Below are 25,664 nucleotides of genomic sequence, written 5' to 3' on the forward strand. Positions count from 1 at the left end.
CCCGGACCGCGCCCTGTCATGAAAGTGCTGGTCACGAGCCCACTCAGAGTCAGGCTGACGGTTCCACCAACCGGGTGCTTCTCACTCTGCCGCGCGTTCCCCACCGCCGAGAACGGTACAGGCGTCTTGGCCCTGGGCGGGACTCACCCGCGGATACCTGAGCAGCACAGTGGAGTCTCACGTGACACTGTACGACGGCTTCCTCATGCGGAATTCCCTGAACGACGACGGGACGGTTCCCTCTCCCGGATATCCGTACTACTCGCCGGACATCATCGCGCACTCGCAGGTGGATTCTCCCGGTACCTTCTTCTCGGAGAACTACGCATCCGACCCGAACCAGCCGGTGCAGCTCGGCAGCCGTCTGAATCCCGTGTACGTCCGCGCGAGGAACCTCAGCGAGAACACCCTGAGCGGATACTTCATCTCCGTCTTCCGAGCGAAGCCCTCACTGTTCCTTCGGCCCAGCGAATGGAGCGGCAATCCGCTGCGTACGGACTCCGGCGCGACCTCGGTCGCGCTGCCCCCCGCTGTCGCGCCCGGGGAGGTCGGGGTGGGGCGGGACCACTTCCGTATCAACGCCATCGACAGTGACCTGTTCTGCTGTGTGGCCATGGTCAGTCCCACCCAGCACCCCACGATCCCGACGGATTTCGCCACCTACAGCGCGTACATCCTGTGGGCGAGGAACAACCAGAACGTCTGTGGCCGTAACCTCAATCTGGTCCGCGACTACGCCAACCGGTCGTTCGAACGAATCGACACGTTCTCGAATCCCTCCACCACGGACGAGGTGCCCACCCTGTTCCAGGTGGAGGTCAGTACCGAACTCCCCGACGGTGCCACCTTCGGCCTGCAGTGCGTCCCGCTCGGTGTCAGCACGAACTGGCGGGTCGGCGACGCCCGGAAGAGGACGGCGTCCGGGATCACCCCGGCGGGCTTCAACGGCACCGTCACCACCTGGGTACGGTTGCCCGCCGGCACCACGTGGCCTCCTGGAGCGAGCGTGGACACGTCCGTCTGGGTCGGGATGGAAGCGGATGACCCGGCCGCCGCCTTCGCCACCCCGCTCGAGGAGTTGGGAGTCACCCGCGAGGAGGTCGTGGGGCTGCCGGAGAGCGGCAGATTGGTACGCCTTGGCAACTGCGAGACGCTTTTCGAGTCCTCCGCGAGTCCGCGATGAGCCCGACGGCGGAGCACCACGCGAGCTACGACGTGCTGGAATTGCGTGCCTCGTCGTACGCGCGAACAGCGGTGGATCTCGGTATCGCCCTCGACGGTAGTGTCCCGTACTCCATCGACGGCTGGATGAAGCTGGAGGGGCTCTGCGCGAGCGCGTCCCTCCTCTCCCAGGAAGGGGTCTTCTCGTTCGGCATCGCCGGCCGGTCACTCGTCCTCTCGATCACCGGTCTGCCCCCGGTACGGTCGAATCCCGAGGTGTCGGCACTGACGAGCACGGACTGGCACCACGTGGCCGTCACCTACGCCAGCAACACGTTCCGTCTGTACATCGACGGAGAGTTCAACACCATGCAGGCGGTCGCCGGGAGAGGTACGCACAACGGCGAGCCCTTCCTCGTCGGCGAGGACCTGCAGGCTGATCTCTGGTCGCTGCGGGTGTTCAACACCGCGCTGACCCCGGACGGGATCAAGGGTCTGATGTTCGGGCCCGCCGACGCCGCGTCGGTCGTCGCCGACTTCGACTTCTCGGTGACCCCTCCAGTGGACGCTGGGCCGAGGCACCTGCCCCTCGTACTGGAGAAGGGCGCCCGGATGAAGCGAAGTACCCCGGCGCTCGCGCTGAGCGGCACGGCCTTCGCCGAACCGCTCAGCGACCAGCACATCAATCCGGGCGGGGAGCACGTCGACCCGTACACGGTCCAGGCGTGGGTGTTCGTCGCGTCCGCCACCCAGGCGCGTCAGGCCGTCTTCGTCAACAGTGACCTCGAGAGCAAGACCGGGATGGCACTCTCCCTCGACTACGACGCCTCCGTGGCCGGCTTCCGCGTGCTGTCCCAACGCGGGTCGATCTGGGACGAGGACCCTCTGGCCGCTACGTCGGTCTTTCCCGCCGGCCGGTGGACCAATATCGCGACCACCTTCGACGGCATCACACTCACGATCTACGTCGACGGGCAGCCGGCGGGCTCCCGACAGTTCGGCCCGATCCCGCTGTCCAGCGCGCGGGGGCGGCTGCTGATCGGTGCCGCGCTGACCGCCGGCCAACCGTTCGGGGCGATGACGCTTCAGGGCTTCGTCTCCCGGTTGGAGGTGTGGCGCCGGGCCCTGACCGCGACGGAGATTCACACCTACATGGGGCGCTCGCCCGAGCCGGCCACCACCGGTCTGGCCGCCGACTACGACTTCACCGGCCAGCGTGCGCGCAACAGCGTGGACGCCCACCCGGTCGGGCTCGCCGACGGCGCGAACCTGACGGTACAACGGCAGGCGGCGGGAACGGGCACACCGGCGCCACAGGGACGCGCCTCCAGCCCACCGCCGGTCTTCGACCTCTCGGACTCCGCCGTACGGGCCCTGTGCGCGTCGATCGAACCTGAGCCGGACCTCCCCGAACTCAAGGTCGACCTGCGGCACGCCATGGCGTCCGACATCGCGGGCTTCACCACCGAGGACGACCGGGAGCGGGTGCGTACGGCCTGGCAGGAGGTGCTCGACGGGATGGATCAGCATCCCGTGTCCCGGACGTTCTTCGTCACCTCACATGTGCTCGACGACCACCATGTCGTGCTGTGTCACCGGCGGGGGCACACGCACGTCGCCTTCCGGGTGCCCGTGGGCTCCGTCGACGAGTGCACCCTGTGGGAGATCCGGCTCGTCTTCATCGTCGTGGCCGGCGTTCTCGACGCCTTCTTCGGCCTGACCACCCGGCTCAGCGACCGCGCCATCCAGTACATCGCGAACTTCCTACGTCGGCCACGCATCGGGGTGCTGCTGAGTCAAGGGAAGCTGATGACCGGGGTGGGCATCCTCTCGCTCGCCAAGGCGCTCTACGAGTTCGGCGTGCTCAAGGAACTCGTCACACTGATCGTCGACCTGGGCTTCTGGGCGCTGCTCCGGGTCGGAGTCAAGCTCGCGCTCAAGGTGATGGGCGTGGGCGCGGCCGATGTGATCGCCTCACTGGCGGCGACGGTGGCGGCGTTCATCGTGGAGTACAGCAAGAAGCCGGAATCCTGCGAGGCGTTGTCGACCGTCGAGCTGTCCGGGATCAAGTTCGACTACGATCCCACGGCGACCGCCAGGGACGCGCTCAGCATCCGCCACAACTTCCGTACCCGGGTCCCAACGGTCCAGTGGACGAAGGGCCTGACGACGGCCACGCAGTCACCGGCCGCCTACGCCCTCACACGGGTGACCGGGGAGGACGGGAACGACAGGAGCGAGGTGACGCTCCAGGCCAGGTTCGTGGGAACCGGTCAGGTGTCCAGCATGGAGGTCAAGGCCGAGGGCGGCGGACTGCTCGGCCGGATCGACCCCTTCCGGGTGACGCTCAAGGACGGGAAGTCCGATCCCGAGTTCGTCACCATCCCACTCCCGCACCACACACTCGCCGAGGGTGGCGTGCGACGCGAGGACATCCGGTGGGACTGGTCCTACCGGGTCGAGGACAGTTGGCTGCCGATGGGTACCACGCTGCACCGTGTCTACGTACTGCTCGCCCTCCCCACGCTGCCCTGGCAGTTGGGGACCGGCTCCGAGCAGTCGCAGCAGCCGTGGACGGATCTGCTCGACTTCGCCTGCCAGTGGGCGGAGGGTACGACCGACACGACCGCCGCCGCCGCGGCGATCACCCGGAAGGTCAACGGCGAGGTCGGGCTGCGATACGACACGGACCGCGGTGCGTCCAGGTACACCACGGGCAAGGGTCACGAATCCGTGTTTCAGGGGTCCCTCTTCCTCGAGTACCTACGGGGTGGCCGTGGCAACGGCAGGACGGTCAACTGCACGGACTGCGCCTCGATCGTGACGGCCTTCGCGAACGTGCTGGGCTGTGACCTGACCGCTTCTACGATGTACCCAATCGGTGGTCGCGGCTTCGCCTGCAACAAGATCCAGGCGATCGGTTTCGACGACTGGGCGTTCCCCTTCGAGGAGGACGGCGGCGGCAGGTTCAGCTACCACGAGGTCGCCTGGGCCGGGAGCCTCTCCTACCCAAACCCGCTCTTCGACGCGTGTCTCAAGGTTGACTCCGGCCATGACCCGTGGAACTGGACGGACTCCACGATCACACACACCCCGATGCTGCCCCTCACGATGCCGTTCACCACGCTGAGAATGACGCCCCGGCTGCCGATCGCCACGCCGTTCGACGCCGAGTCTTACCGCGAGCGTCTGGCCACCAACGACGAGGCCGGTATCCACGCCTGCATTCCACAGGGTCCCAGGCCCTACACCCAGAACGGACGCCGGAGGATCATCTGATGAGCACCCCGCCCGGGCGCGATTCCGCCCCCGCGGCCGACCCGCGGCGCGACACGACCAAGCGGACATACGGCTTCGCGGAGTGGCCTGGGCGGGATGGTGCGCCGCTGAGCGGCCTCTTCCTGCCCGAGCATCGGGAGCTGCCGGGTCTGACCTTCGATCGCCGTCATCCGCTGCCGGACACCCGCGCCTTCCTCGATCAGCTCGTCGGGCCCAGCGGGCAGTACGTCTCCGTGTGGGTGCACCAGTATCCGACCGCTGGCGACGCGCACGAGGCGCTGGTCGATCAGCTGCTGACCTCCATGGCGCCGCGTCTGCCACGGTGCACGGAGCGGGGTCTCGAGGCGATCGGCGACGTGTGCTTCTGCGGCCTCGCCGACCCGGTGGCGAGCGTCCTCTTCGTCCGGGCAAACGTACTCGTCACCGTCGAGGACCTCGGTGACACCCATGCCGCTGTCACCGAGGTCGCGACCGAACTCGACCGTCAGATCACCCTGTCGACATGAGGCGCGCGGCCCGTGCGATTCGGCAGAACGTCGAGGAGGTGGACCCCACGTCCTGGTGCCGGAGCCGGTTCGCGCGAGCGCGAAGCCTGCCGCGTCGTCAGTGCAGGGTCCCGGCAGACCGGTGGTCGCTACCAGGCGACCGCCCTGATCACGGATGCGGCGACGCCGAGGACGGAGTCAGCGGTGGCGTCGATGGTGACGTCCTCCACCGCGGCCCGGCTGAGGATCCCGTCCAGCTCAGTTGACCGCTTCAGATGCTACCGCGGTGCTTCTGGCTCATCGTCGTGGCGGCGGGCCAGGCGCTGACGAAGGACTGACGGTTCGGCCCGCAGCCAGCACACCGTGAGATCAGCGCCTACGGCATCGGCCAGTTGCTTCCGCTCGTATTGATGCTCGATCACGCCGGCGAGTACGAGGCGCGTCGCTCCTGCGTCGAGATAGTTGCCGGCGACGCTCCGCACGTTCCGCAGCAGCATGGTGAAGTTGAAGCGGTCGCCGGGAGGAGCGGGCCACGACTGTCTCAGCCAGTCGAGGTCGAGCACCGCATGGGGAACGCCGTCCTTCGCCAGGAGACCGCCCACCGCCTCGGCAGCGGTGGTCTTGCCCACACCGACGGTGCCGTTGATCAGGAGGGACCGAGCGCCACGACGGCTCTCCGCGTGCATCTCGGCATCGTACGTCGAGCGTGCGAATCCCCCACGAGCGTGGACCGGCTTTCGGTCCGTCCACGCTCGAGCGAGAAGATCGAGCCGCAACGGCCGGGAATGGCTCGAAGGAACGCATCGAACTCCACGTTGGCATATGCCAATCGGATGCCAGCCGAACACGCGATCGTCGCAGGTGACACCGCGAAATCGCAGCAGGAATCCAGACGCACGTTCGGCAAATGCCCCCAACCGCCTCAGGTGTAAGAAGAGTTGGTACGTGAGAAACCGATTGCGGGTACCGTCTCGTCTTTCAGCCGAAGTCGTTCGTCGCCAAGAGCCTCGTCACGCCGGCTCCCCTCTGTCGAAGAGGCCTGAAGACGGGAGAAGCGCCATGAACACCGTCCCCGCGCAGACGCCGCCGGTCGCGCCACCGCCCCAGGTCGACCCTCCGCACGCGAGTGAGGCCACCCGACTTCTCTGCGCGGGGACGTATCTGGACGCGGAGTACCGGGACAGGGTCATCGACGAGCTCTACCTCATGGAACACCGGGTCGTGGCGCCTTCCCTGGGATACGACGCCGCCCGGGTTCTGGCCCACGCCCTGCGCGCCCGACAGGTGGAACTGGCCTGGTCCGGTGGCGTGCTGGGGTTGCTGACGGTCGGCGTCGTGGCGTCCGGGTGGTGGCTGCTACTGCTGGTCATTCCCGGACTGCTGCTCACCCTCGGACGCTGGGTTCGAGGCGCCTCCTCCGACCCACCGACCCGTCGTCGTCTGCCCGCCTTCTGGCTCCGCTGGGGCGGACGCGTCCTCCTCGCCTACCTCTTCGTCATGAGTCTGGCCATCGGCCTGGGCCTGTACGAAGTCGCCGGAGAGTCCGACGGATCCCGCTCTCTCTTCATATCGGTTGCCCAGGGGATTCTGCAGTTCGACCAGGTCAGCAAACTGGAGGCGTGGCTCGCGCTGGCCACTCTGCTCGCCATGGCGGGGTGCGTGGCCGGGCAGCAGCTGCATTTCACCCGGGTGTTGCGGGGCGAGTTGTCCCCGCGGCAGTTCCCGGACGCGGCCCAGGACCCGGCCGAGGAGGTCGGCGGACGCCGGTTCCAGTCGCGTAAGCACCGTATTCGGGTCGAGCAGCACGCCCCACTGATCATGTACCACGAGGCCCGCCCGTTCTGTGGTGCCGGCGCGGCGCAGGACACCTGGGTTCTCGCGGTCGAGTTGCGGCCAGACCCGGAGAAGGCGCGGCAGGCGATCGGCAACGCCACGATCCTCGCCGCCGTACGTCCGCTCATCGAGCAGTTGCGCGAGGTGGCGGAGTCCTCCGAGCGGGAGGGGCGGGTCGTACGGGACCGGCTGCGCCGGCTGCGGATCGACGAGTGCGTCTTCCTCCCGATGGAGGGCCTGCCCCACCGGGAGGACGCGCCGTACGACCAGCAGACTTTCGAGTGGCACCGCACGCGTGCGGTCGAGGAGGGCGGCGAGAAGCGCCGGCACTTCCTGCGCGTCAGGGTGGGTGGCTGGGAGGAGGAACTGGCCGTCACGGTCTTCGTGCGGGTCCACACCCAGGGCCGGATGCTGATGCTGGAGGTGGCACCGCATGTGCTGTACCCCGTGCGTGCGGACTTCAAGGACGCCGATCACGAGGCCTACGCCTTCGCCGACCGGAACGTCCTCGGCAAAACCGTCCATGTCCTCGCCCGCATGGCCAGTGCGCCGGGGCAGGCCCTGGTCGCGCTCGGGCGTCCGGCCGTGCGCGGGTGGCGTCGGCTCACCGGCGAGTTCGCGGGCGGGCTGCCCGAGGGCCCGGCGTTGTCCGTACGTGAACTCGGTGCGGAGCCGGACGGGTCACTCTTCCAGTCCATGGACGTCGACCGCTATCTCAAGAGCGTGCAGGACCGCATCGCGTACGGCGTGAAGACGTCGCTCGCGGCAGCCGGCTACCAGACGGACGAGTTCGTCCAGAAGATCGTCAACATCAGCAACGGGGGCGTGAACATCGAGTCGGTGCGGGGCAGCACGTTCGCTGTCGGAGACCAGGCCCGGGCCACCACGACCGTACAAGCCCACACGACAAGTGGCGGACAGACACCGCCGCGGAGGGGAACCGCCCGAGATGGCCAGTGAAGAGCCGCAGCCCCAGGTCAACATCGGCGACGTGACCGGGAGCACGTTCGCCGTCGGCAACCGCGCGGAGGCCAGGAGCTACCACGGCAACGCTCCGACAGGCGACGACGACACCGAACGGCTGCTCGCCGCTCTCCGGGAACTGCGAGCCGACCTGTCCAGGACGCGGAGGACCGAGCAGACCGAGGACCTCGACGAGGCCCTGGCCGACGCGGACGACGAGATCACCCGCACCGGGAACACGGACGGGAGCCGCCTGCGGCGTCTGCGTGAACTGCTCGGCGACGCCGAGTCGCTGACCGCCGTGCTGGCCTCGGCGGGAACCGTCGCCGGACTGCTGGGAATGTGACAAGGGGGCGCGATGACCGAGAGCAGGCGCTACTGGGACGAGGACTCCCAGAGCTGGGAGGACGGCTTTGACCGTGGGACGACACGTACGGTCACTCACCCTTCCCCGCTCGGCCAGGCCCCGTCGACACCCGGGTCGTCGGGACGACGACCCGTCCTGTGGGTGGTGATCGCCACAGTCGTGATACTCGCCGCCACCATCCTCGCGGCGATTCTCCAGTCCTCCGGCGACGAGGCCTCCGACCGCACCACCTCACCAGCCACCCCGGCGCCGTCCGAGTCGGAGAGCGCAACCTCTCCCCCCTCCTCTGCCCCGACGGGACAGGCTCTCCCGGACGGCTACCGCTCGGTCGATGACGAAGCGGGCTTCAGCATCGCCGTCCCCGGAGGGTGGACCCGGGCAGGTTCCCAAAACGGCCCGTCCTCCGGGGCCTTCGACGTCAACTACGCCAATCGCGACCATCAGGCCCTGATCCGCGTTTTCGAGGTGTCCGGGGCTTCCCCCGAACAGCTCTTCGCGGACCTCGGCGGCAGGGAGGACATCCACAAACTCGGCCGGCCTGAGGATTTCGAGGCAAGGCTCCTCTCCGGGCAGCGGATGGAATACTGGATCGGGCCCGTCGAGGAAGGCTGGCGTGTCATCGACAGCCGCTTCGAGGCCATCGATGGCAAGGTCTACAGCGTGGCCCTCCACACCCGCTCCGGCGTGGTCGAGGAGAAGCGGGCTGACGAAATCGTCGAGGTGGCCCTGTGGAACTTCTGCCCCCCGGATGTGGTGTGCGGGATGTGACGGACCCTCGCGCGACGACGACGGGATGTCCACCCGGCCATGGACCGACCTTCCACTCGCCAGGCACCCGTCGTACGGCGGGCCGCGGGTCCCAGGAGACGCGTCGACGGCGCCGACGGCGATCTCCGGGGAACCCCGCCGGTCTCAGGAGAACTGGTCGGCGACGACGGACGCCGCCTCCGCGATCAGCGCGTCGTCGTACTCCGCGTCCTTCGTGTCCCGGCTGGAGAGGATCGACACGGCGAGCGGGGCGCCCTCGTCGGGCCGTACGATCGCGATGTTGTTGCGCGTGCCGTAGCCGCCGCCGCCGCTCTTGTCGGCGACGGTCCAGTCGTCCGGGACACCGGCGCGGATCAGCGCGTCCCCCGTCACGTTGGTGCGCATCCACTTGCGGAGCAGGGCGCGGTCGTCCTTGGGCAGGACGTCGCCGAGCACGTACTCCCTGAGGTCCTTGGCGAAGGCGCGGGGAGTGGTGGTGTCCCGGGGATCGCCGGGGGTCGCCTCGTTCAACTCGGGCTCGTACCGGTTCATCTGCGTGACGTCGTCACCGAGGGCGGCGAGCTTGGCGTCAAGGCCCTTAGGGCCGCCGAGGGCGTCGAAGAGCAAGTTGGCGGCGGTGTTGTCGCTGTACCGAACGGCGGCGGCGCTCAGGGCGCGCAGACTCATGCCGGTGTCGACATGCTTCTCGGTGATGGGCGAGTGCTCGATCAGGTCATCCTCGGAGTAGTGGACCACCTTCTCCATCTCCTTCGGCGAGTACTCGTCCAGCACCGCGCCGGCCGCGAGCGCCTTGAAGGTGGAGGCGTACGCGAAGCGCTGGTCGGCGTGGTACGTCAGCTCCTCTCCGGTGCCGGTGTCGCGGACGTAGACCCCGAGCCGAGCGTCGTACTTCCGCTCGAGCTTCTTGAACTCCTTCGCGTACGAGCCCGCTTCGGCGGCGGACCGCTGCCGGGACTCGGCGGACGAGCCGGGTTCGCCCGCCGAGGCGTCCTGCCCGCAGGCGGCGAGCGGCAGCAGGGTCAGGGGGGTCAGCACGCTCACGGCGACGCGTCGGGTGAGAGTGGAACGCATGCGGCATACCTCCGGGAATGCCCGCGCGGGAAGCGCGCAGGGCACGTCGTACGGCCACACACCGTGCGTGGCCGGGTCCATAGAGCCACCCTGACCGCCGTACACGTATGTGGTCCAAGACCGGAAAGCGCGATTCCATGCACGATTCGCATACGCTAACCGGATGGATGTGGTGAGCGCCTGCCGCGCCTTCGTCAGCGTCAGCGACCGCGGTAGCTTCACGGTGGGGGCGGCTGCCGCGCGCACGTCCCAGTCAGTGGCGAGCCGTCGAGTCGCGGCGCTGGAACGGCACCTCGGTGAGCAGCTGTTCGAGCGGACCTCGCGACGCCCGACGCTGACCCCGTTCGGCCAGGACATGCTGCCGTTCGCGCGGCGGCTGGTGCGGCTCGCCGAGTCCCTGGAGCACGAGGCGGAGCGGGCCAGGCGCCGGCCGCTGCGGCTGGCCGTACCGGGCACCTGCTCGACCGGCGAGCTGGCCTACCTGGTCGCCGACGCGCGCAGCCAGGGCGTCGCGCTGGAGCCCCAGGTCGGCACTCCGATGGAGCGCGCGGAGCTGGTACGCGCGCAGGAGGTACGGGCGGCCGTGCTGGCGGTGCCGCCGGACGAGGCCATCTGGACCGTGCCGCTCGGACTCGCCGGCACCCGCGACCCCGGCAGGCGGCGGGTCTACCTGGAGACACTACGGGTGGGGCGGGCCGACGCCTCCCCGCCCCGGCGCATCTGGATACAGCCGGAGGACGACGTACCGCACGTCCGGGACCCGATCACGCGGCTGCGGGACGCGGTCGGCTTGCGGCCCGCCCAGTTGGTGGTGGCGGGCGGCCTCACGGCGGCGGTCGCTGAGGTGCTGTACTCCTCCGACCTGCTGCTGTGCTCCGCCGCGCAGGCCGAGGAACTCGGGCTGCACTGGCGACCGGTCGGCGAGCTGGCGCTCGCCCGTGGCTTCGCGCTGTCCGCGGTCACCGAGGGCGAGCGGGCCCGGGTCCTGGAGCGGCTGGACGACGTACTGGCGCGCTGCCTCGGCACCGGGCCGGACCCGGTGGTGGTCGGACCCGGTGGCGACGGGAGCCGAGCCGGGTGACAAGGTCGAGCACAGCAGTGGAGAGCGACGTGCCCGAGGAGCGAGACCCCGTGAGTGACGAGCGACTCCTGCAGGAGCTGCGTGACACGCTTCGGGACGGCGGCCTGCGCGGCTCGTTCCTCGTACGGGACCTGCGCACCGGCGAGGAACTCGGCATCGACCCGGACATCGAGCTTCCCGTCGCCTCCCTCGTCAAGATCCCGCTGGCGCTGGCCACGCTGGAACGCGTCCGGCGTGGGGAGCTGGACGGGGCGCAGCCGCTGGACGTGCGGCCCGGGCAGGTCACCTCCCCGGGGCCGACCGGGCTGAGCCGCTTCCGGCATCCGGCCCGCATCGCCCTCGACGACCTGCTGTACCTCAGCACCTCGATCAGCGACAGCACGGCGGCCGACGCGCTGTTCGGGCTCACCCCACCTGCCCAGGTGGCGGAGGTCCTGCGGGAGTTGGGGCTGCGGGGACTGTCCGTACGACACCCGGTGCGCGATCTGGAGAACACCGCTGCGGAGCAGCTGCGCACCGTGGACGTCCATCTCGCGCACTCCCTCGCGATCGACGCGCGTACGGACGGTCATGGCCACCCGGTGTCCCAACTGGACATCACCCGGGCGAACTCGGGGACGGCGCGCGCCTTCGTGGAGCTGCTCCAGGCGTTGTGGAAGCCGTCCGTCGTGGACTCCGAGGTGGCGGCGCGGATACGCGAGATGATGGGCAGCAACCTCATCCGGCAGCGGCTCACCCCGGACTTCAGCTCGGACGCCTCACACTGGTCCTCGAAGACCGGCACGCTGCTGAACCTGCGCCACGAGGTGGGGGTGGTGGAACACGCAGACGGCCAGTCCTTCGCCGTTGCCGTCCTCACCGAGTCGCAGGTCCGGGCGAGCAACCAGCCGGGCGCGGACGCCCTGATGGCCCAGGTCGCCCGTACGCTACGGGACCAGCTGCGGCACCCTTGAGGCGCGCCCGGGCCAGGGGGTTGGGGTTCCTCCTGCGCGGTCAGCGTGACAGGCCCATTTCGGCGCGCACGGTCTTGCCGACCGGCTCCCGGTCCAGCACCTGCCACCGGTCCGCAAGAGCCTCCACCAACAGCAGGCCACGACCTGTGTCGGAGCCCGGCGACGGCGGTGTGACCTCACCGGGCTGAGGTGGTCTACGTTCCGCGCGGCTGTCGGATACCTCGATCCGCAGCACGCGGGGCGTACCGCCGAGGACGAGCCGCAGCTCGAAGTCCCGGCCGGGGACGCGCCCGTGCGTGGCGGCGTTGGTGGCCAGCTCGGCGACGAGCAGCGCGGCGGTGTCCGAGGGGCCGCTGCCGTACGGGACGCCCCAGACGTGCAGTTGGTGCAGCGCCAGGTGTCGAGCGAGGCGTGCGCCGAGTGGTGTGGCGCTGAAGCGCTGGGTGAACACACGTACGGTGACGGGTCGTTGAGGGAGGGTCGGTCGTGTCATCCCCGCACCGTGGCGCTGTATACGGGCGCCTCACCAGCTCAGCGCGTCGTACGCGGAGTCAGCGTACTGGCACGGAACGTGGACCGTACCGCTCACCATCCGTGACCATGGAGCGGTGCGAGGGGTTTGTGTACGAGTCCGGACACGTGAGCACGTACGGGAGAGGCGGCCGGGATGACGGAACACGTGGGCGAGTTGGGCTGCGCGGGCAGCGAGGACGGAGCCGGCGGAGGCGAACCGGAAACCTCCGACAGCCTCCGGGCCTTCGGCGAGGTCGTCAAGGCGTTCCGGAAACGGGCCGGACTGACGCAGGAGTCCTTCGCGCCCCAGGTGCGGTACTCGGTGCCGACGGTCGCCTCCATCGAGCAGGGCCGACGTTTCCCGCCACACGACTTCGTGGAGCGGGCGGAGGCGGCGCTGGACGGCTTCGGTGCGCTACGGGGCGCTGCCCGGCACCTCTCGCGGCAACCGGGACTGGCCAGTTGGTTCCGCCAGTGGGCGAAGCTGGAGGCGGAGGCGATCAGCCTCAACACGTACGAATGCCGGCTCGTGCCGGGGTTGTTGCAGACGGAGGCGTACGCGCGAACCCTGTTCGCCGACCGACTTCCCCCACTGGGGGACGAGGAGCTTGAGGCCAGGCTCAGTGCCCGAACCGAACGTCAGCATCTGTTGCGGGAGCGTCCAAACACCGCGTACAGCTTCATCATGGAGGAGCATGTGCTCCTGCGGCGAACCGGTGGCGTGGCTGCGACGCGCACGTTGATCGACAACATCCTCGACCTGGCAGAGAAGCGAAACATCGAAGTCCAGGTCATGCCGCAAGCCCGGGGAAGCCATGCGGGACTGGACGGCCCGATGCAGCTACTGGAGACTCCGGACAACAAGTGGTTCGGGTACTGCGAAGGGCAGGAGAGCGGCCAGTTCATCCACGAGCCGAAAGTGGTGAGCATGCTCCAGATGCGCTATGCCAGGATGCGGTCACAGGCTCTCTCCCTGGAAGACTCCCTGAGCCTGCTGCAGCGGATGCGAGGAGAAGCATGAGCAGCACACAACTGGCCTGGTTCAAGAGCAGCTACAGCGGCAGCTCTGGCGACGACTGCGTGGAGGTGACTCTCTCCTGGTACAAGTCCAGCTACAGCGGCAGCTCTGGTGACAGTTGCGTAGAGGTCGCCTCCTGCCCCGGCACGGTTCACGTCCGAGACTCCAAGGACAAGGACGGCCCGCAGATGGCCCTCTCCCCCACCGCCTGGGCGCACTTCGTCACGTACGCGACCCAGGGCTGACCCGCAGAGGACACCCGCCCCGCACCTGACCACCCGGTGCGGGGCGCCCACACGCCCAACCACGCCTCTCCCGGCGCCCGTTCTGCACTCGCGCTTACGACTCAATTGGCCCTGATACAGGCAGACTCGGCAACGGCAACCCTGGCTCGATTTCATCCTCAGAGAATATTTCCTCAATGGGCGATTCCGGGTCGAGCTGAACTTCATTCGCGCAGTCAAGTTCATCTCGCATTTTCTCCGCAGTGATCAACAACACCCTCGCAAGAAGTTCGTTACTGCGAGACGTGCTAAGATCTGAATTCCACTTTGCGTTTATCGTTCCATGGACTGCTTCAGTTTTTCCTTTTGGCAACTTGCAGGAGAAGTAGATCTCCATTGGGTCAGTCCGGTCATAGTTCTCATCCACAAGTGCTGACCCGGCTGAGAGATACGTGTGAATTGCCTCCGTTTCCCTACTTGGTGAAGACCATCCATACTTCACACTCACAAGCCTCTTTGTCCACTCCTTATCCGCAGGAGCCACGAAGCGACATACGAGATCACGGTTCTCGCTCGATACCGAAGAGTCCTTTTCCACCGTCGTGCGCATACTTTTCGCGATTTGCGCCATGTTGTTTTTGGCATCAGCAGTTTGCGTTACAGCTACCTTTCCCCCTGATAGCTCCTCAAGCATACGCCCACCTTTGGAGCCGAACAGCCCCGAACATGCTTTCCCCATAGAACTTCGAACATTGGCAGGTTCTTCTGCGCTGCTTCCGCCATCCTTACTGCCAGCTATGGAGCACCCAGACGCAATTATGGCCACCGCGAGGACCAAAATAATTCGAGTATATTCTTTCACTTTGCCCGTCATCAAGCCTGTTGCAGCGGATGTGAGGAGAAGCATGAACACCACACAACTGGTCTGGCTCAGGATCAGTTACAATGAGATACCGGGCCATGACTCCGTAGGGGTCGCATCTAGCCCGGCACAGTTCATGTCCGAGACTTCAAGGACAAGGACGGCTCGCACATGGCCCTCTCCCCCACCTCCTGAGCACACTTCGTCGCCTACGCGACCCAGGGCTGACCCGCAGAGGACACCCGCCCCGCACCTGACCACCCGGTGCGGGGCGCCCACACGCCCAACTACGCCTGTCTCGGCACCCGTTCTGCACTCGCGCTTACGACTCAATTGGCCCTGATACAGGTAGAGTCGGCAACGGCAACCCCGGCTTTACGCCTTTCCGAGAGTCAGTGATAACTCGTTCAACAGACGTCTCAGGGTCGAGGTCAAGGTTATTTGTGCACCCTAGTTCTTCGCTCATTTTTCCTGCTGTGACCAACAAGAGCCTGGCTAGATGCTCTCCCTGCTCAGATGAACTTAGTGAACTACCATACCATTTTCCATCAAAAGTTCCGAGGGCAGTTTCCATATCACCTTTCGGCAGCTCACACTTGAAGTACACACTCATTGGTGATCGACTGTCATACTGATAGTTGTCAATAAGCGCCGATCCGGCCGAGTAGTACGTGTGGATACGCTCAGTTTTTCGCGGTGGCGAGGACCACCCATATTTGAGCTCCACGATTCGCTTTGCCCACTTCATCTCCGCAGGAGCCACGAAACTGCACATCAATTTAGGTTTGCTCATTTTTGCGGAAGCATCGCCATTATCAGCAGAAGCTGTCATTTCTTCCACGATACTTCTCTTTTTTTTCTTCAACTTTTCCGTCACGGAGACAGCCGTATTTCCATTCGAAAGATCGCGCAAAATATCCCCACCTTCGCGGCCAAAAAATCCGCCACATGCCTCCCTCAGGGGGCTTGGCTTCGGACTCTCTGCATTTCCAGAGGAATTTTGCTCAGAATTATCAACAAAAGAGCACCCCGAGATGAGAACAGCAAGTACACAAATGAGTGTAATCTCTTTTTCTTTGGGTTGAAATCTCACTATCACGTCAAATCAATCCTCCTCGGGCTCATTTGCATCATCGACCAGCATCTTTCCTCTGTAATAAAAATTTTCGACCGCAGAGGCTATATCTCCTCGCTCATATCCCTCAATTCCTTCTCTATCCATATATCCATATATAGAATTCGTGGAGTTTTCGAGTGCATTATTGTTAAACTTCAATTGCAGGTGGGCAATATCGTCTCCGTCTATTTTCTGTTGCGGATTCTCCCCTCCCCCAATCTGCTCGTTCAACATTGCTGTAATAGCGGAACCAGCACCACCTGCGATTGAAGGCATCAGAAACGCGGAGCCTCCCATAGTAACAGCACTCAACCCCCCTGTAGCAGTGTACACAGCGGTCGACGATACTCCCTCAAGCCACTTATTCGCTTCTTCCGTTTTCGCCTTATACCGTTGAACGTCGTCGTCGTATTCATCCCCAATCGCCTGAACGCGTGCTTCGTCGAGCATTCCATGCCCATAAGCACCCAATTTTGCAGCTCCATAAGCATCCTCTGTCTCTGAATGTTCACTAATACGCTCAGCCGTGTAGACTGCTTGCGCTTTTGACATTACGTCATAAGCTTCTTCATCAACGCCTAGTTCACCCATGAAACTAACAACCGTTGGGGAATCCAGTAGAATCTCTCCATTTTTCCCTTTGAGGAGATCTCCTCCATCAGACCCAAGAATTTTGTCATAGTCCATCTTTTCCTGGTCTTTTCCTCCAAATCCGTGAATTCCATAATTGATATCATCGATGTATGCCGCTCCCATGCGACCAAGGCTATCTCCCATTCCTGGTTGCTGCTCTCGCGGGCTATCGGGGCCACCGTAGGTTTCCATCACCCGACGCATAAGCTCAGCCTGGACTTCACCCCTATCCCGCTGTCCGCTCCACTGCTCGGAATCTGCTGGGCCGCCACCGTAACTATGTCCAGTGACAGCGGATTCAAGGGCATGACCGAGAGAGTTGTGCCCAGTACCCTCCCCAGATGAGAGTGCAGCAGTCGGCCAGTCCCGAGCACCCTCTTGACCCGTATTGACCAGATAGTTGTAGTTTTCCTCATCCAAGAAGAACTTCGTGGAAGCACCCGGGTTGTGCCCCAACCCCTCCATGAGTCCCGTCACGGGATCATTATTCCAAGGATTTTCTATCTGACTGGTACTGTAGGCATCATCACCGGAATGACTCAGCCACACGTCCTCCGGACCATACCCCTTATCTCTTTGTTCCTTCTCGAACTGAACCAGTGAGTCGCCGTATTTGCGAAGGAACTGATTATCGTAGTCCCCGCTTCGCATGAGGTCGGTCATCACCTGGTAACCACGCGGTGAGTAATATCCGTCCAAGCGCTTCGGCCCTTGGCTGATCATCTCGTTTTCCCAGCGCTCCATCGCAGGGCTGTCAGATCGGGTCGCGGTGCCAAGGGTCTTTCCAAGATTGCGCTGAATTCGGTTCAGGAGTGTCTGACGCTTTTCAGAGTTGACTGAAGAGTTGGGCTGCAATCCGTACCAGAAGCCCAGCGTTCCATCCGCACCCATGCGCTTGGCGAACGTCTCCGCAAATACTTTGTCATTCGTGTTCTGTTTCAATAGTGTATTGAACTGGTTTAGCTTTGTTTCATTCATCTCATCGCCCTTACGGGCTAGCTCCACGGCCCGCTCGGCGGAATTTACCGACACGTCACCGGATGCCTTGCTGTTGAATCCGTCGGCCTCACCCTTGCCATCCTGGTCTTTTGTTATATTGTGCAGTGCTGCCTTGATCTCGTAATCTGCGTCAGAAACTTTCTGAACGGCATCGCGAATCCTTTCGTCCCACTTCCGCTCCAAGGCTTCAGCATGATCGGGATGCTGTGCGGCCACACGATTCTGTTCGGGTGTATTTTTATCGACGTCGTAGCTGCATCTTCCAGAAGAATTGACGTGCATCCCCGCAGCTATCGCGTCATCACGCACATCTTCAACGGCTTTTTTCATTTTCTTAAGCTGCTTGTAAGCATCGAGCAGAAGATTTCCTATCGCTATGGCCTGGTTCTCTGCTCCGAGAAACTCGTGTGCCGTGGTCTTCGTAGAAGACTCCAAGAACACCTCTGCCGCAACGCCTTCCCACGAGTTTCCTTTGGCGATACTTCGAACGTATTTCTGGTAGTCGTCACGGAGGTCTCCAAAGTCTCGACCCATTTTCTTCCAGGCGGTCGCCGCGGCATCGAGGTCGGACAGGTCGGTCGTCATAACGTCCTGGTAGGTGAGTGGCATCGCTGCGTACCATTCCTCAGAAGTCGTAAATGGGACTGCGCGGACCGCCCTGCTGTCCGCCGAACCGCGAGGACGTGTCAAACTCGTTGCGACGGAACAGTTGGTTCGTCCCCTCGAGTGAGGCGGCTTCGCTGACCAGCCTGTTCTCGAGCTGCTTCACGTTCCGCTGCCACTCCTCCGCGCAGTACTTGAGGCCGCTCTTGGTCTCCCAGCCGTGCATGGCGCCGAGCGTGCAGGAGCCCTTCACGGTGCCGCCGGAGACCGCGCTGGAGTCGGCGCTCGCATTGTCACCGGTGCGCTTCACAGCCGGCCCGAGGGTTTCGCGTATGTATCCCGCTGCCTGAGTCTTCTCCTTCTCGTCATGCGACAGGTCACCCAACTCACGCCCTGGCGGCACATGGTTGACCTGCATCGACGGGTCCTCAGGGGCTTGGTCCCGAGGCTCCCCAGCAGAGGACATGCGCGCCCCCTCCATTCCGTGATCAGCGTGGCCCGCCCGTGACTGCCGAGGCACCACTGCCCTGTCCGCTGCCTGACACCACCGGCGTTACGTAGCGTGGATTGAGCAACTCTTACCGTATCCGGACGGGTTGACCGCGCGCACGCGTGTACGAGTGATGCCTGGCGTCGGTGGCGGAGTGTCGTCAGCGGGCCGCACCGGCCCATGTGGCCTGGCACGGACTGGACTCCGGAGCCGTAGCCGCGAACCGATACGATTCCTCGCAACCTGGCGGCTCATCTCTCCGTCCTCGGAGGGGAGTTGGCACGAGTGGCGGAGGAGACCGATGATGGACAGCAGTAGCGGCGAGCACGGCGCGACAGACCCGCAGGCGGGCGCGACAGGGCGACCCGCGGCCGGCGGGACGGCCCGACCGCACGAGTCCAACGGTGCCGGTTTGCGCACCGACGAGGCCCACTCCGCCCGCATGTACGACTACCTCCTCGGCGGCAAGGACAACTACCCCGCCGACCAGAAGGCCGCCGAGGGAGCCGTCGCCGCGTTCCCCACCCTGCGCATCGCGGCCCGGGAGAACCGGGACTTCCTCGGCCGTGCCGTCCGCTACATCGCGGAGGAGACCGGCATCCGCCAGTTCCTCGACATCGGCTCCGGCCTGCCCACCGCCCACAACGTGCACCAGGTCGCCCAGCGCCACGACTCGTCCGCACGCGTCGTGTACGTGGACAACGACCCGATCGTCCTCGCTCACGGTCGGGCGTTGCTGTCCACCGACGCGCGCACCACCGTCATCGAGTGCGACATCCGGGACCCGCGCGCCATCATCGACCACCCCGAGACCCGGGCGCTGATCGACTTCACCCAGCCCGTAGCCGTCCTCGCGGTGGCGATCCTGCACTTCGTCTCCGACGAGGAGGACCCCGCCTCCCTCGTCGACCGGTTCCGCCAGGAACTCGCCCCCGGCAGCGTGCTCGTGCTGTCGCACGCCACCGCCGAGATCTCCCCCGAGACCGCGCTGGGCGTGCAGAACGCCTACCGCGCCCAGGGCGTGCCGCTCACGCTGCGGGACCGTGCCGCGCTGACCGAGCTGTTCCGGGACTTCGAGCTGGTCGAGCCCGGCGTGCAGGTCGTGTCGGACTGGCGCGCCACCGTCCCGGAGGACGAGCGTCCGTCGCACGCGGAGGTCTCCTGGTACGGCGGCATCGGCCGACTGCCGTAACCCCGCGACGGGCAAAAGTACGCCGCTGAGGGCGTGCCCGGCCGGCCCCAGCAGCGGGCCGGCCGGGCGTCGTTCAGCCCGGTGTCAGCCGGTGTCAGTCGGTCTCCGTGGTCGGCCAATGGCCGAGCCAGTCGAGCAGCGCCTCCATGGTGGTGGGTACGTCGTCCTCCATGATCGAGAAGTGGTCTCCGGCGACATCCGTGGCCTGGTGCGGCAGTTCCCAGCAGACCCGCCAGTCCTCGTCACCGTCCCAGCCGCCCACGGGCTCGGTGGAGCGCAGGACGAGCGTGGGGGACTTGATCCCCACCGGGGACCAGTCGAAGGTGGAGTACCGCGCCATGGCGGTCAGCCAACTGTCACCCCAGCCAGCCCCGATGATCTTGAGCCGGTCCAGCAGCCCCCGGTGGAGGGCGGGTTGCAGGCCCTGGAGCACGTCCTCCTGCTGTGGTGGGTAGGTGTCCACCAGCACCACGCCCGCGACCGGGTGGCCGATTCGCTCCAGTTCCGCCGCCACCGCGTGAGCGACGAGGCCGCCTCCGGAGTAGCCGAGCAGTACGAGCGGCGCGTCGCCCAGGTGGCGTAGCACCACTTCGGCGTGCGTCCGCACGATCGCCGTCAGCTCCCGGGGCAACGGTTCCGTCGCGGTGAAGCCGAGTTGGTGCAGCACCGCCATCTCGTACGCGCCGTCCAGGGCCGTGGCCAGCCGGGCGTACTGGTGTGGTCCGGCCATGCCGGCGAAGGACGGCAGGCACACCAGTCTGGGCTGTGCCCCGCCGCGGGAGAGCCAGACCGGTTGGGGCAGCTCGTCCAGGTCCGCCGGGGCGGAGAAGGCGTCCCGGAAGCCGGCCGCGCCGTCCAGCAGTTCCATGAAGCCGTCCACCCGCCGCTGTCGTACGGCCTGCTCGAAGAGCGGCACCAGTCCCTGGCCGCCGCTGGGCTGTGGCGACGACGGGACCGCCAGCTCCCCGAGGTCCGTGGCGATCCGCTCGGCCAGTGCGGCGGGGCTCGCGAGGTCGAAGACCAGGCTGGCCGGGAGTGGCAGGTCGGTCGCCCTGGACAGTCGGTTGCGCAGGGACGTGCCGGTCAGGGAGTCGAAACCCAGCTCCAGGAAGCCACGCTGTGGGTCCAGCCCCTCGGTGCTCCGGCGGCCCAGCGCGGCGGCGGCGCAGTCCAGCACCAGTCGCCGTACGGTCTCGGCCCGCTCGGCGGGCGCCAGGCCCCGCAGGTGCTCCGGGGACACGTGCCGCCCGGACTCGTCCGACCCAGGTGCAGCGTCCGGCTGGCTGGCCGGCCCGGACCGGCGCAACGGCTGCGGGCCCTCCACCCAGTGGCGCTCGCGCTGGAACGGATAGGTGGGCAGCGGCAGGTGCGCCCGGCCGGGCCGGATAGCCTCCCAGTCCACCGGCACGCCCCGGACGTGCAGCGTCGCCAGGGCACGGAGGACGGAGGCGCCCCCTGGCACTTCGGTGCGCACGGCCGCGAGCGGGAGGACCTCCTCGCCAAGGCTGTCCCCCAGCGACTCGGTGACCTCGCTGCCCGGTCCGACCTCGAGCAGGGTCCAGTCCCCGGACCGGGTCGCGGTGCGTACCGCGTCGGCGAGCCGCACGGCCTCCCGAGCCTGCCGTGCCCAGTACCCCGGGGTGGTGAAGTCATCCGCGCCGGCCCGAGCGCCGGTGACCGTGGACACCATGGGGATGTCCGGTTGGTGGTAGGTCACGTCGGCCGCGACCTCGCGGAGTTCGGCCAGTATCGGTTCCACCAGTGGGGTGTGCCCCGGCAGCGGGGCGGGCAGCCGCCAGGCACTCACCCCCTGCCCGGCGAGCGTGCTCTCGAGGTCCCGCACGGCCTCGCGGGGTCCGGTGACCACGACGACACGCGGCCCGTGCACGGCGGCGATGTGGGCCTCCGGCGCTCCGTCCGCCCGCAGCAGCGCCCGTACGTCCTCCTCGCTGGCGCCCACCGCGAGCGTGTCGCTCGGTGTCGGGAGCACCGCCAGCAGCCGGCCGTGTGTGGTCACGAGCCGGGCCGCGTCCGGTAGGGACAGCACGCCGGCCACATGGGCGGCGGCGATCTCGCCCGTCGAGTGTCCGAGGAGGACGTCCGGGCGTACGCTGTAGGACCACAACAGGCGGAACAGTGCCACCTCGTGGGCGAAGGCCGCCGGTTGGGACAACGTGGGGTCGGTGTCGTCGAGTCCCTCGCCGGTGGTGAGCGCCGGTCGCAGCGGACGGTCCAGGTGCGGGTCCAGCGCGGCGCAGACCTCGTCCAGCGCCTCGTCGAACACCGGGTGCCGGCACAGGTCCGCGACCGTCCCGGCACGCATGACGAGTGGTCCGGCGAACAGGCAGGCGACCCGGGCTGAGGAGCGCGCGACACCCTCAAGCACGGTCGGGGAGCCGGCGCCCTCGGCGAGCGTGTCGAGACCCGCGAGCAACTCTTCGCGGTCGCCGGCGAGTACGACGGCCCGGTGCGGGAACCGGGTGCGGTTGTGCGCCAGGGTCGTGGCGAGTCGGGTCAGCCAGCTGTCCGGCGCCGCCGTGCCCGTGCCGGCCGCTTCGGCCTCCTCGGCCGTACGCGACCACCCGGCCAACCGAGCCGCCTGTTCCCGCAGGGCGGCCTCGGTACGGGCGGACAGCGCCACGGGAAGCGAACCCGGCGGCGGTGCCTGGACCGGCCCGGCGACGGGCGTGTCCGGCGGCACCGGGGCCTGCTCCAGGACGACGTGCGCGTTGGTCCCGCTGATGCCGAAGGACGAGACACCGGCTCCGCGCGGTCGCCCCGTGTCCGGCCACGGCGTGGTGTCGGACACCAGGGACACCGCGCCCAGGGACCAGTCGACGTGTGTCGACGGCTCGTTGACGTGCAGCGTACGCGGCACCCGCGCGTGCTCCAGCGCCAGCACCGTCTTGATCACCCCGGCCACCCCCGCCGCCGCCTGGGTGTGCCCCAGGTTGGACTTGACGGAGCCCAACAGCACCGGCTCGGCGCGCTCCTGTCCGTACGTCGCCAGCAGCGCCCGCGCCTCGATCGGGTCGCCGAGGGTGGTCCCGGTGCCGTGTGCCTCGACGACGTCGACCTCGGACGACGTCAGCGCCGCGTCCGCCAACGCCTGCCGGATCACGCGCTGTTGCGCACGCCCGCTGGGCGCGGACAGGCCGTTGGTCGCACCGTCGGAGTTGACCGCGCTGCCCCGCACCACGGCCAGCACCGGATGGCCACGACGGTGCGCCTCAGACAGTCGCTCGACCAGCAGCACTCCGACACCCTCGGCCATGCCCATGCCGTCCGCCTGGTCCGCGAACGCCTTGCATCGCCCGTCGGCCGCGAGGCCGCGCTGCCGGCTGAACGACACCAGGGCGCTGGGGGTGGCCATCACCGAGACGCCACCCACCACCGCGAGGGAGCACTCGCCGCCGCGTACCGCCCGCATCGCCTGGTGCAGCGCCACCAGCGAGGAGGAACACGCCGTGTCCACCGTGAGGGCCGGCCCCTCAAAGCCGAAGGAGTACGCCACCCGTCCGGACAGCACACTGGCCGAACTGCCGGTGGCGAGGTAACCCTCCGCCTCACTGTCGGAGTTGGCCACCAACGCGCCGTAGTCCTGGCCGCTGATGCCGGCGAACACGCCGGTGTCACTGCCGCGTAGCGACACCGGGTCGATTCCGGCGCGTTCGAAGACCTCCCAGACCGTTTCCAGCAGCAGCCGCTGCTGGGGGTCCATCGTGCGGGCCTCACGCGGGTTGATGTCGAAGAAGTCGGAGTCGAAGTCCCCCGCGCCGGCGAGGAACCCGCCCTCGGTGACGTAGCTGGTACCAGGGCGGTCCGCGTCGGGGTCGAACAGCCCGTCGGTGTCCCAGCCCCGATCCGTGGGTAGCGGACCGATCTGGTCCTCGCCCTCCAGCAGGCCGCGCCAGAGGTCCTCCGGGGTCTCGATGCCGCCGGGATAGCGGCAGCTCATCGCGACGATGGCGACATCGTCTCCCTCGTCGCCACGCGGTGTCCGCCGTGCTTCGGCCGGACGGCCTGCCGCCGTCGGTGCCGGTTCGGAGGCGCCGAGCAGTTCGGAGCGCAGGTACTCGGCCAGCGCCTCCGGGGTCGGATGGTCGAACACCAGCGTCGCGGGCAGCCGCAGCCCGGTGGCGGAAGCGAGGCGGTTGCGCAGCTCGACGGCCGTGAGCGAGTCGACGCCCAGCTCCCGGAACGCACGCGTCTCGGCGATGTCGTCCGCCCCGGCGTGTCCCAGCACGGTCGCCGCGTGCGTCCGTACGAGGTCGGCCAGCGTCCGGTGCTGCTCGCGTGGCGCCGAGTCCCGCAACCGCGCGGCCAGCCCGGTCGCCGCCTCCAGTGCCGTGGCCGTACGGCGCGCGGGCGCGCGTACCAGTCCGCGCAGCAGGGGCGGGGGCGCGGGCACGCGGGCGAGCAGCGCGGTGTCGACCCGTACGGGCAACACCTCGGGCTCCTCCACGGCCAGGGCCGCGTCGAACAGCGCGAGGCCGTCCTCCGCCGACAGCGGGAGAATGCCGAGACGCGACATTCGGGCCAGGTCGCTGCCAGCGAGATGGCGCGTCAACTCGCTGCGCTCGTCCCAGAATCCCCAGGCCAGCGAGATCGCCGGCAGGCCCTGCGCCCGGCGGTGCCGCGCCAGCGCGTCCAGGAAGGCGTTGGCGGCGGCGTAGTTGGCCTGGCCGGGCGAGCCGAACGTCGCCGCGGCGGAGGAGAACAGGACGAACGCGGACAGGTCCAGGTGCCGTGTCAGCTCGTGCAGGGCCAGCGCCGCGTCCACCTTGGGCCGGAGGACCGGGCTGAGCCGTTCCCTGGTCTGTTCGGTCAGCATGCCGTCGTCCAGCACGCCGGCGGCGTGGATGACCGAGGTCAGCGGGTGCTCGGCGGGGATCCCGTCGAGCAACGCGGCCAGTTCCGCCCGGTCGGACACGTCGCGGGCGACCAGCTCCGCCTCCGCGCCCAGTGCCCGCAGGTCCTCGCGCAGCGCCGTCGCGCCGGGTGCGGCGGGTCCGCCGCGGCTGACGAGCAGCAGGCGGCGCGCGCCGTGCGCGGTCACCAGGTGCCGCGCGACCAGGCTTCCCAGTACGCCGGTGGCGCCGGTGATCAGCACGGTGCCGTTCGGATCCGGTGCGGGCGGCAGGGCGAGGACGAACTTGCCCACGTTCCTGCCCTGGCTGAGGGTGCGCAGGGCCTCCGGCGCGCGGCGCAGGTCGCTTACGGTCGGGGGCGGCGGGTGCGCCGCATCGTCCCGCAGCAGGTCGACCACGGTGCGCAGGATCTCGCCGAGTCGCTGCGCGGGGACGTCGCCCAGGTCGAAGGCGGCGTACCGGACGTCGGGATGCCGCGCCGCGACCTCCTCGGGATCGCGTACGTCGGTCTTGCCCAGCTCGACGAACCGGCCGCCGGCGGGCAGCAGTCGCAGCGAGGCGTCCACGAACTCCCCGGCCAGCGCGTCGAGCACGACGTCCACCCCGCGCCCTTCGGTGACCGTGTGGAACTCGTCCGCGAAGTCGGTGGTACGGGACGACGCGAGGCGGTCGGCGGGAACGCCCAGGGCGCGCACGGCGGGCCATTTGGCGGGGCTCGCGGTCGCGAGGACCTCCGCGCCCAGGTGTCCGGCGAGCCGCACCGCAGCCGAGCCCACGCCTCCGGCGGCGGCGTGGATGAGCACGGACTCGCCCGCGCCCAGGCCCGCGAGGTCGACCAGCGCGTAGTAGGCCGTGGTGTGGGTGACCGGTACGGCCGCGGCCTCGGCGAAGGTCCAACCGTCCGGGATGGGCAGGACGGTGCGGGCGTCCGCCAGCACCGTGTCCGCGAAGCCGGCGGTGACCAGGCCGAACACCCGGTCGCCCACGGCCAGTTCGGTCACGTCGGGCCCGACCGCGGTGACCACGCCGGAGCATTCGCTGCCGAGTTCCGCGGCGTCCGGGTACAGCCCGAGGCTGATCATGGCGTCTCGGAAGTTGACGCCCGCCGCGCGGACCGAGATCCGTACCTGCCCGTGCTCCGGCTCCGCGCCGGCGCCCGGGCGGGGCACCGCGGCCAGGTC

At 67.4% G+C, this 25,664-nt stretch carries 19 protein-coding genes and 1 pseudogene; 11 read left to right on the forward strand and 9 right to left on the reverse strand.

Translation table 11 applies throughout. The annotated features are described in order from the left end of the window. The first annotated feature begins 181 nt into the window (after positions 1-181). From AN216_RS09635 to AN216_RS09645, 3 genes are read left to right on the forward strand one after another with little or no spacing between them, the layout of a single operon-like run. Positions 182-1,183 carry a hypothetical protein gene (locus AN216_RS09635; RefSeq protein ID WP_070196221.1) on the forward strand — a complete coding sequence of 334 codons (1,002 nt, stop codon included), beginning with the start codon at positions 182-184 and terminating at the stop codon, positions 1,181-1,183. Continuing rightward, positions 1,180-4,440 (forward strand): LamG domain-containing protein, encoded by a 3,261-nt coding sequence (locus AN216_RS09640; RefSeq protein WP_070196222.1) that lies wholly within the window; start codon positions 1,180-1,182, stop codon positions 4,438-4,440. Before AN216_RS09635 ends, AN216_RS09640 begins: the two co-directional genes overlap by 4 nt. Beyond that, positions 4,440-4,946 (forward strand): hypothetical protein, encoded by a 507-nt coding sequence (locus tag AN216_RS09645; RefSeq protein WP_070196223.1) that lies wholly within the window; start codon positions 4,440-4,442, stop codon positions 4,944-4,946. Before AN216_RS09640 ends, AN216_RS09645 begins: the two co-directional genes overlap by 1 nt. 257 nt (positions 4,947-5,203) lie before the next feature. Here AN216_RS09645 and AN216_RS09650 read toward each other — a convergent pair whose 3' ends face one another. After that, positions 5,204-5,611 (reverse strand): AAA family ATPase, encoded by a 408-nt coding sequence (locus AN216_RS09650; protein WP_079166422.1) that lies wholly within the window; start codon positions 5,609-5,611, stop codon positions 5,204-5,206. Positions 5,612-5,984: 373 nt separating this feature from the next. Between AN216_RS09650 and AN216_RS09655 the strand changes: the two genes are divergently transcribed. From AN216_RS09655 to AN216_RS09665, 3 genes are all read left to right on the forward strand, one after another. Then, the gene (locus AN216_RS09655) at positions 5,985-7,718 is read left to right on the forward strand and encodes a hypothetical protein (protein WP_070196224.1); all 1,734 of its coding nucleotides are present in this window, start codon (positions 5,985-5,987) and stop codon (positions 7,716-7,718) included. Further along, complete coding sequence (locus AN216_RS09660; RefSeq protein WP_070196225.1) at positions 7,708-8,067, forward strand: hypothetical protein; 360 nt, start codon at positions 7,708-7,710, stop codon at positions 8,065-8,067. Before AN216_RS09655 ends, AN216_RS09660 begins: the two co-directional genes overlap by 11 nt. A 162-nt stretch (positions 8,068-8,229) precedes the next feature. Further along, positions 8,230-8,856, forward strand: a complete 627-nt coding sequence (locus AN216_RS09665) for a DcrB/PsbP domain-containing protein (protein WP_212732691.1) — start codon at positions 8,230-8,232, stop codon at positions 8,854-8,856. Between the two features lie 144 nt (positions 8,857-9,000). On the opposite strand, the gene bla is transcribed toward AN216_RS09665, so the two are convergent. Beyond that, the gene (bla, locus tag AN216_RS09670; protein ID WP_070196227.1) at positions 9,001-9,927 is read right to left on the reverse strand and encodes a class A beta-lactamase; all 927 of its coding nucleotides are present in this window, start codon (positions 9,925-9,927) and stop codon (positions 9,001-9,003) included. Positions 9,928-10,090: 163 nt separating this feature from the next. On the opposite strand from bla, the gene AN216_RS09675 reads away from it, so the two are divergent. Both AN216_RS09675 and AN216_RS09680 read left to right on the forward strand, forming a co-directional pair. Further along, on the forward strand, positions 10,091-11,008 hold the full coding sequence (locus AN216_RS09675; RefSeq protein WP_070196228.1) for a LysR family transcriptional regulator: 918 nt from the start codon (positions 10,091-10,093) through the stop codon (positions 11,006-11,008). Positions 11,009-11,058: 50 nt separating this feature from the next. Further along, positions 11,059-11,961, forward strand: a complete 903-nt coding sequence (locus AN216_RS09680) for a serine hydrolase (protein WP_070196305.1) — start codon at positions 11,059-11,061, stop codon at positions 11,959-11,961. Between the two features lie 40 nt (positions 11,962-12,001). On the opposite strand, the gene AN216_RS09685 is transcribed toward AN216_RS09680, so the two are convergent. Then, on the reverse strand, positions 12,002-12,454 hold the full coding sequence (locus tag AN216_RS09685) for an ATP-binding protein (RefSeq protein ID WP_070196229.1): 453 nt from the start codon (positions 12,452-12,454) through the stop codon (positions 12,002-12,004). 174 nt (positions 12,455-12,628) lie between these two features. On the opposite strand from AN216_RS09685, the gene AN216_RS09690 reads away from it, so the two are divergent. Together AN216_RS09690 and AN216_RS09695 are read left to right on the forward strand one after the other, a co-directional pair. Then, on the forward strand, positions 12,629-13,495 hold the full coding sequence (locus AN216_RS09690) for a helix-turn-helix domain-containing protein (RefSeq protein ID WP_070196230.1): 867 nt from the start codon (positions 12,629-12,631) through the stop codon (positions 13,493-13,495). After that, positions 13,492-13,737 carry a DUF397 domain-containing protein gene (locus AN216_RS09695; RefSeq protein ID WP_070196231.1) on the forward strand — a complete coding sequence of 82 codons (246 nt, stop codon included), beginning with the start codon at positions 13,492-13,494 and terminating at the stop codon, positions 13,735-13,737. Before AN216_RS09690 ends, AN216_RS09695 begins: the two co-directional genes overlap by 4 nt. A 94-nt stretch (positions 13,738-13,831) precedes the next feature. Here the strand turns inward: AN216_RS09695 and AN216_RS28620 are convergent, their stop codons facing one another. The 4 genes from AN216_RS28620 to AN216_RS09700 form a co-directional block, all read right to left on the reverse strand. Then, complete coding sequence (locus tag AN216_RS28620) at positions 13,832-14,410, reverse strand: hypothetical protein (RefSeq protein ID WP_139140880.1); 579 nt, start codon at positions 14,408-14,410, stop codon at positions 13,832-13,834. Positions 14,411-14,900: 490 nt separating this feature from the next. Further along, the gene (locus AN216_RS28625; RefSeq protein WP_139140881.1) at positions 14,901-15,677 is read right to left on the reverse strand and encodes a hypothetical protein; all 777 of its coding nucleotides are present in this window, start codon (positions 15,675-15,677) and stop codon (positions 14,901-14,903) included. 6 nt (positions 15,678-15,683) lie between these two features. After that, positions 15,684-17,912 (reverse strand): hypothetical protein, encoded by a 2,229-nt coding sequence (locus tag AN216_RS28630; protein WP_170843075.1) that lies wholly within the window; start codon positions 17,910-17,912, stop codon positions 15,684-15,686. Between the two features lie 40 nt (positions 17,913-17,952). Next, a complete protein-coding gene (locus AN216_RS09700; RefSeq protein WP_070196232.1) occupies positions 17,953-18,348 on the reverse strand; it encodes a hypothetical protein in 396 nt (131 codons plus the stop codon). A gap of 373 nt (positions 18,349-18,721) precedes the next feature. On the opposite strand from AN216_RS09700, the gene AN216_RS09705 reads away from it, so the two are divergent. After that, the gene (locus AN216_RS09705) at positions 18,722-19,612 is read left to right on the forward strand and encodes an SAM-dependent methyltransferase (RefSeq protein WP_079166423.1); all 891 of its coding nucleotides are present in this window, start codon (positions 18,722-18,724) and stop codon (positions 19,610-19,612) included. 94 nt (positions 19,613-19,706) lie between these two features. On the opposite strand, the gene AN216_RS31210 is transcribed toward AN216_RS09705, so the two are convergent. Together AN216_RS31210 and AN216_RS31215 are read right to left on the reverse strand one after the other, a co-directional pair. Then, complete coding sequence (locus AN216_RS31210; RefSeq protein ID WP_476755927.1) at positions 19,707-21,086, reverse strand: alpha/beta fold hydrolase; 1,380 nt, start codon at positions 21,084-21,086, stop codon at positions 19,707-19,709. Between the two features lie 81 nt (positions 21,087-21,167). Next, positions 21,168-25,613, reverse strand: a pseudogene (locus AN216_RS31215) (type I polyketide synthase); the annotation flags it as partial. Positions 25,614-25,664: the final 51 nt, after the last annotated feature.

The organism is Streptomyces oceani (assembly GCF_001751245.1).
In the GTDB taxonomy this organism is placed as follows: Bacteria; Actinomycetota; Actinomycetes; order Streptomycetales; family Streptomycetaceae; genus Streptomyces; species Streptomyces oceani.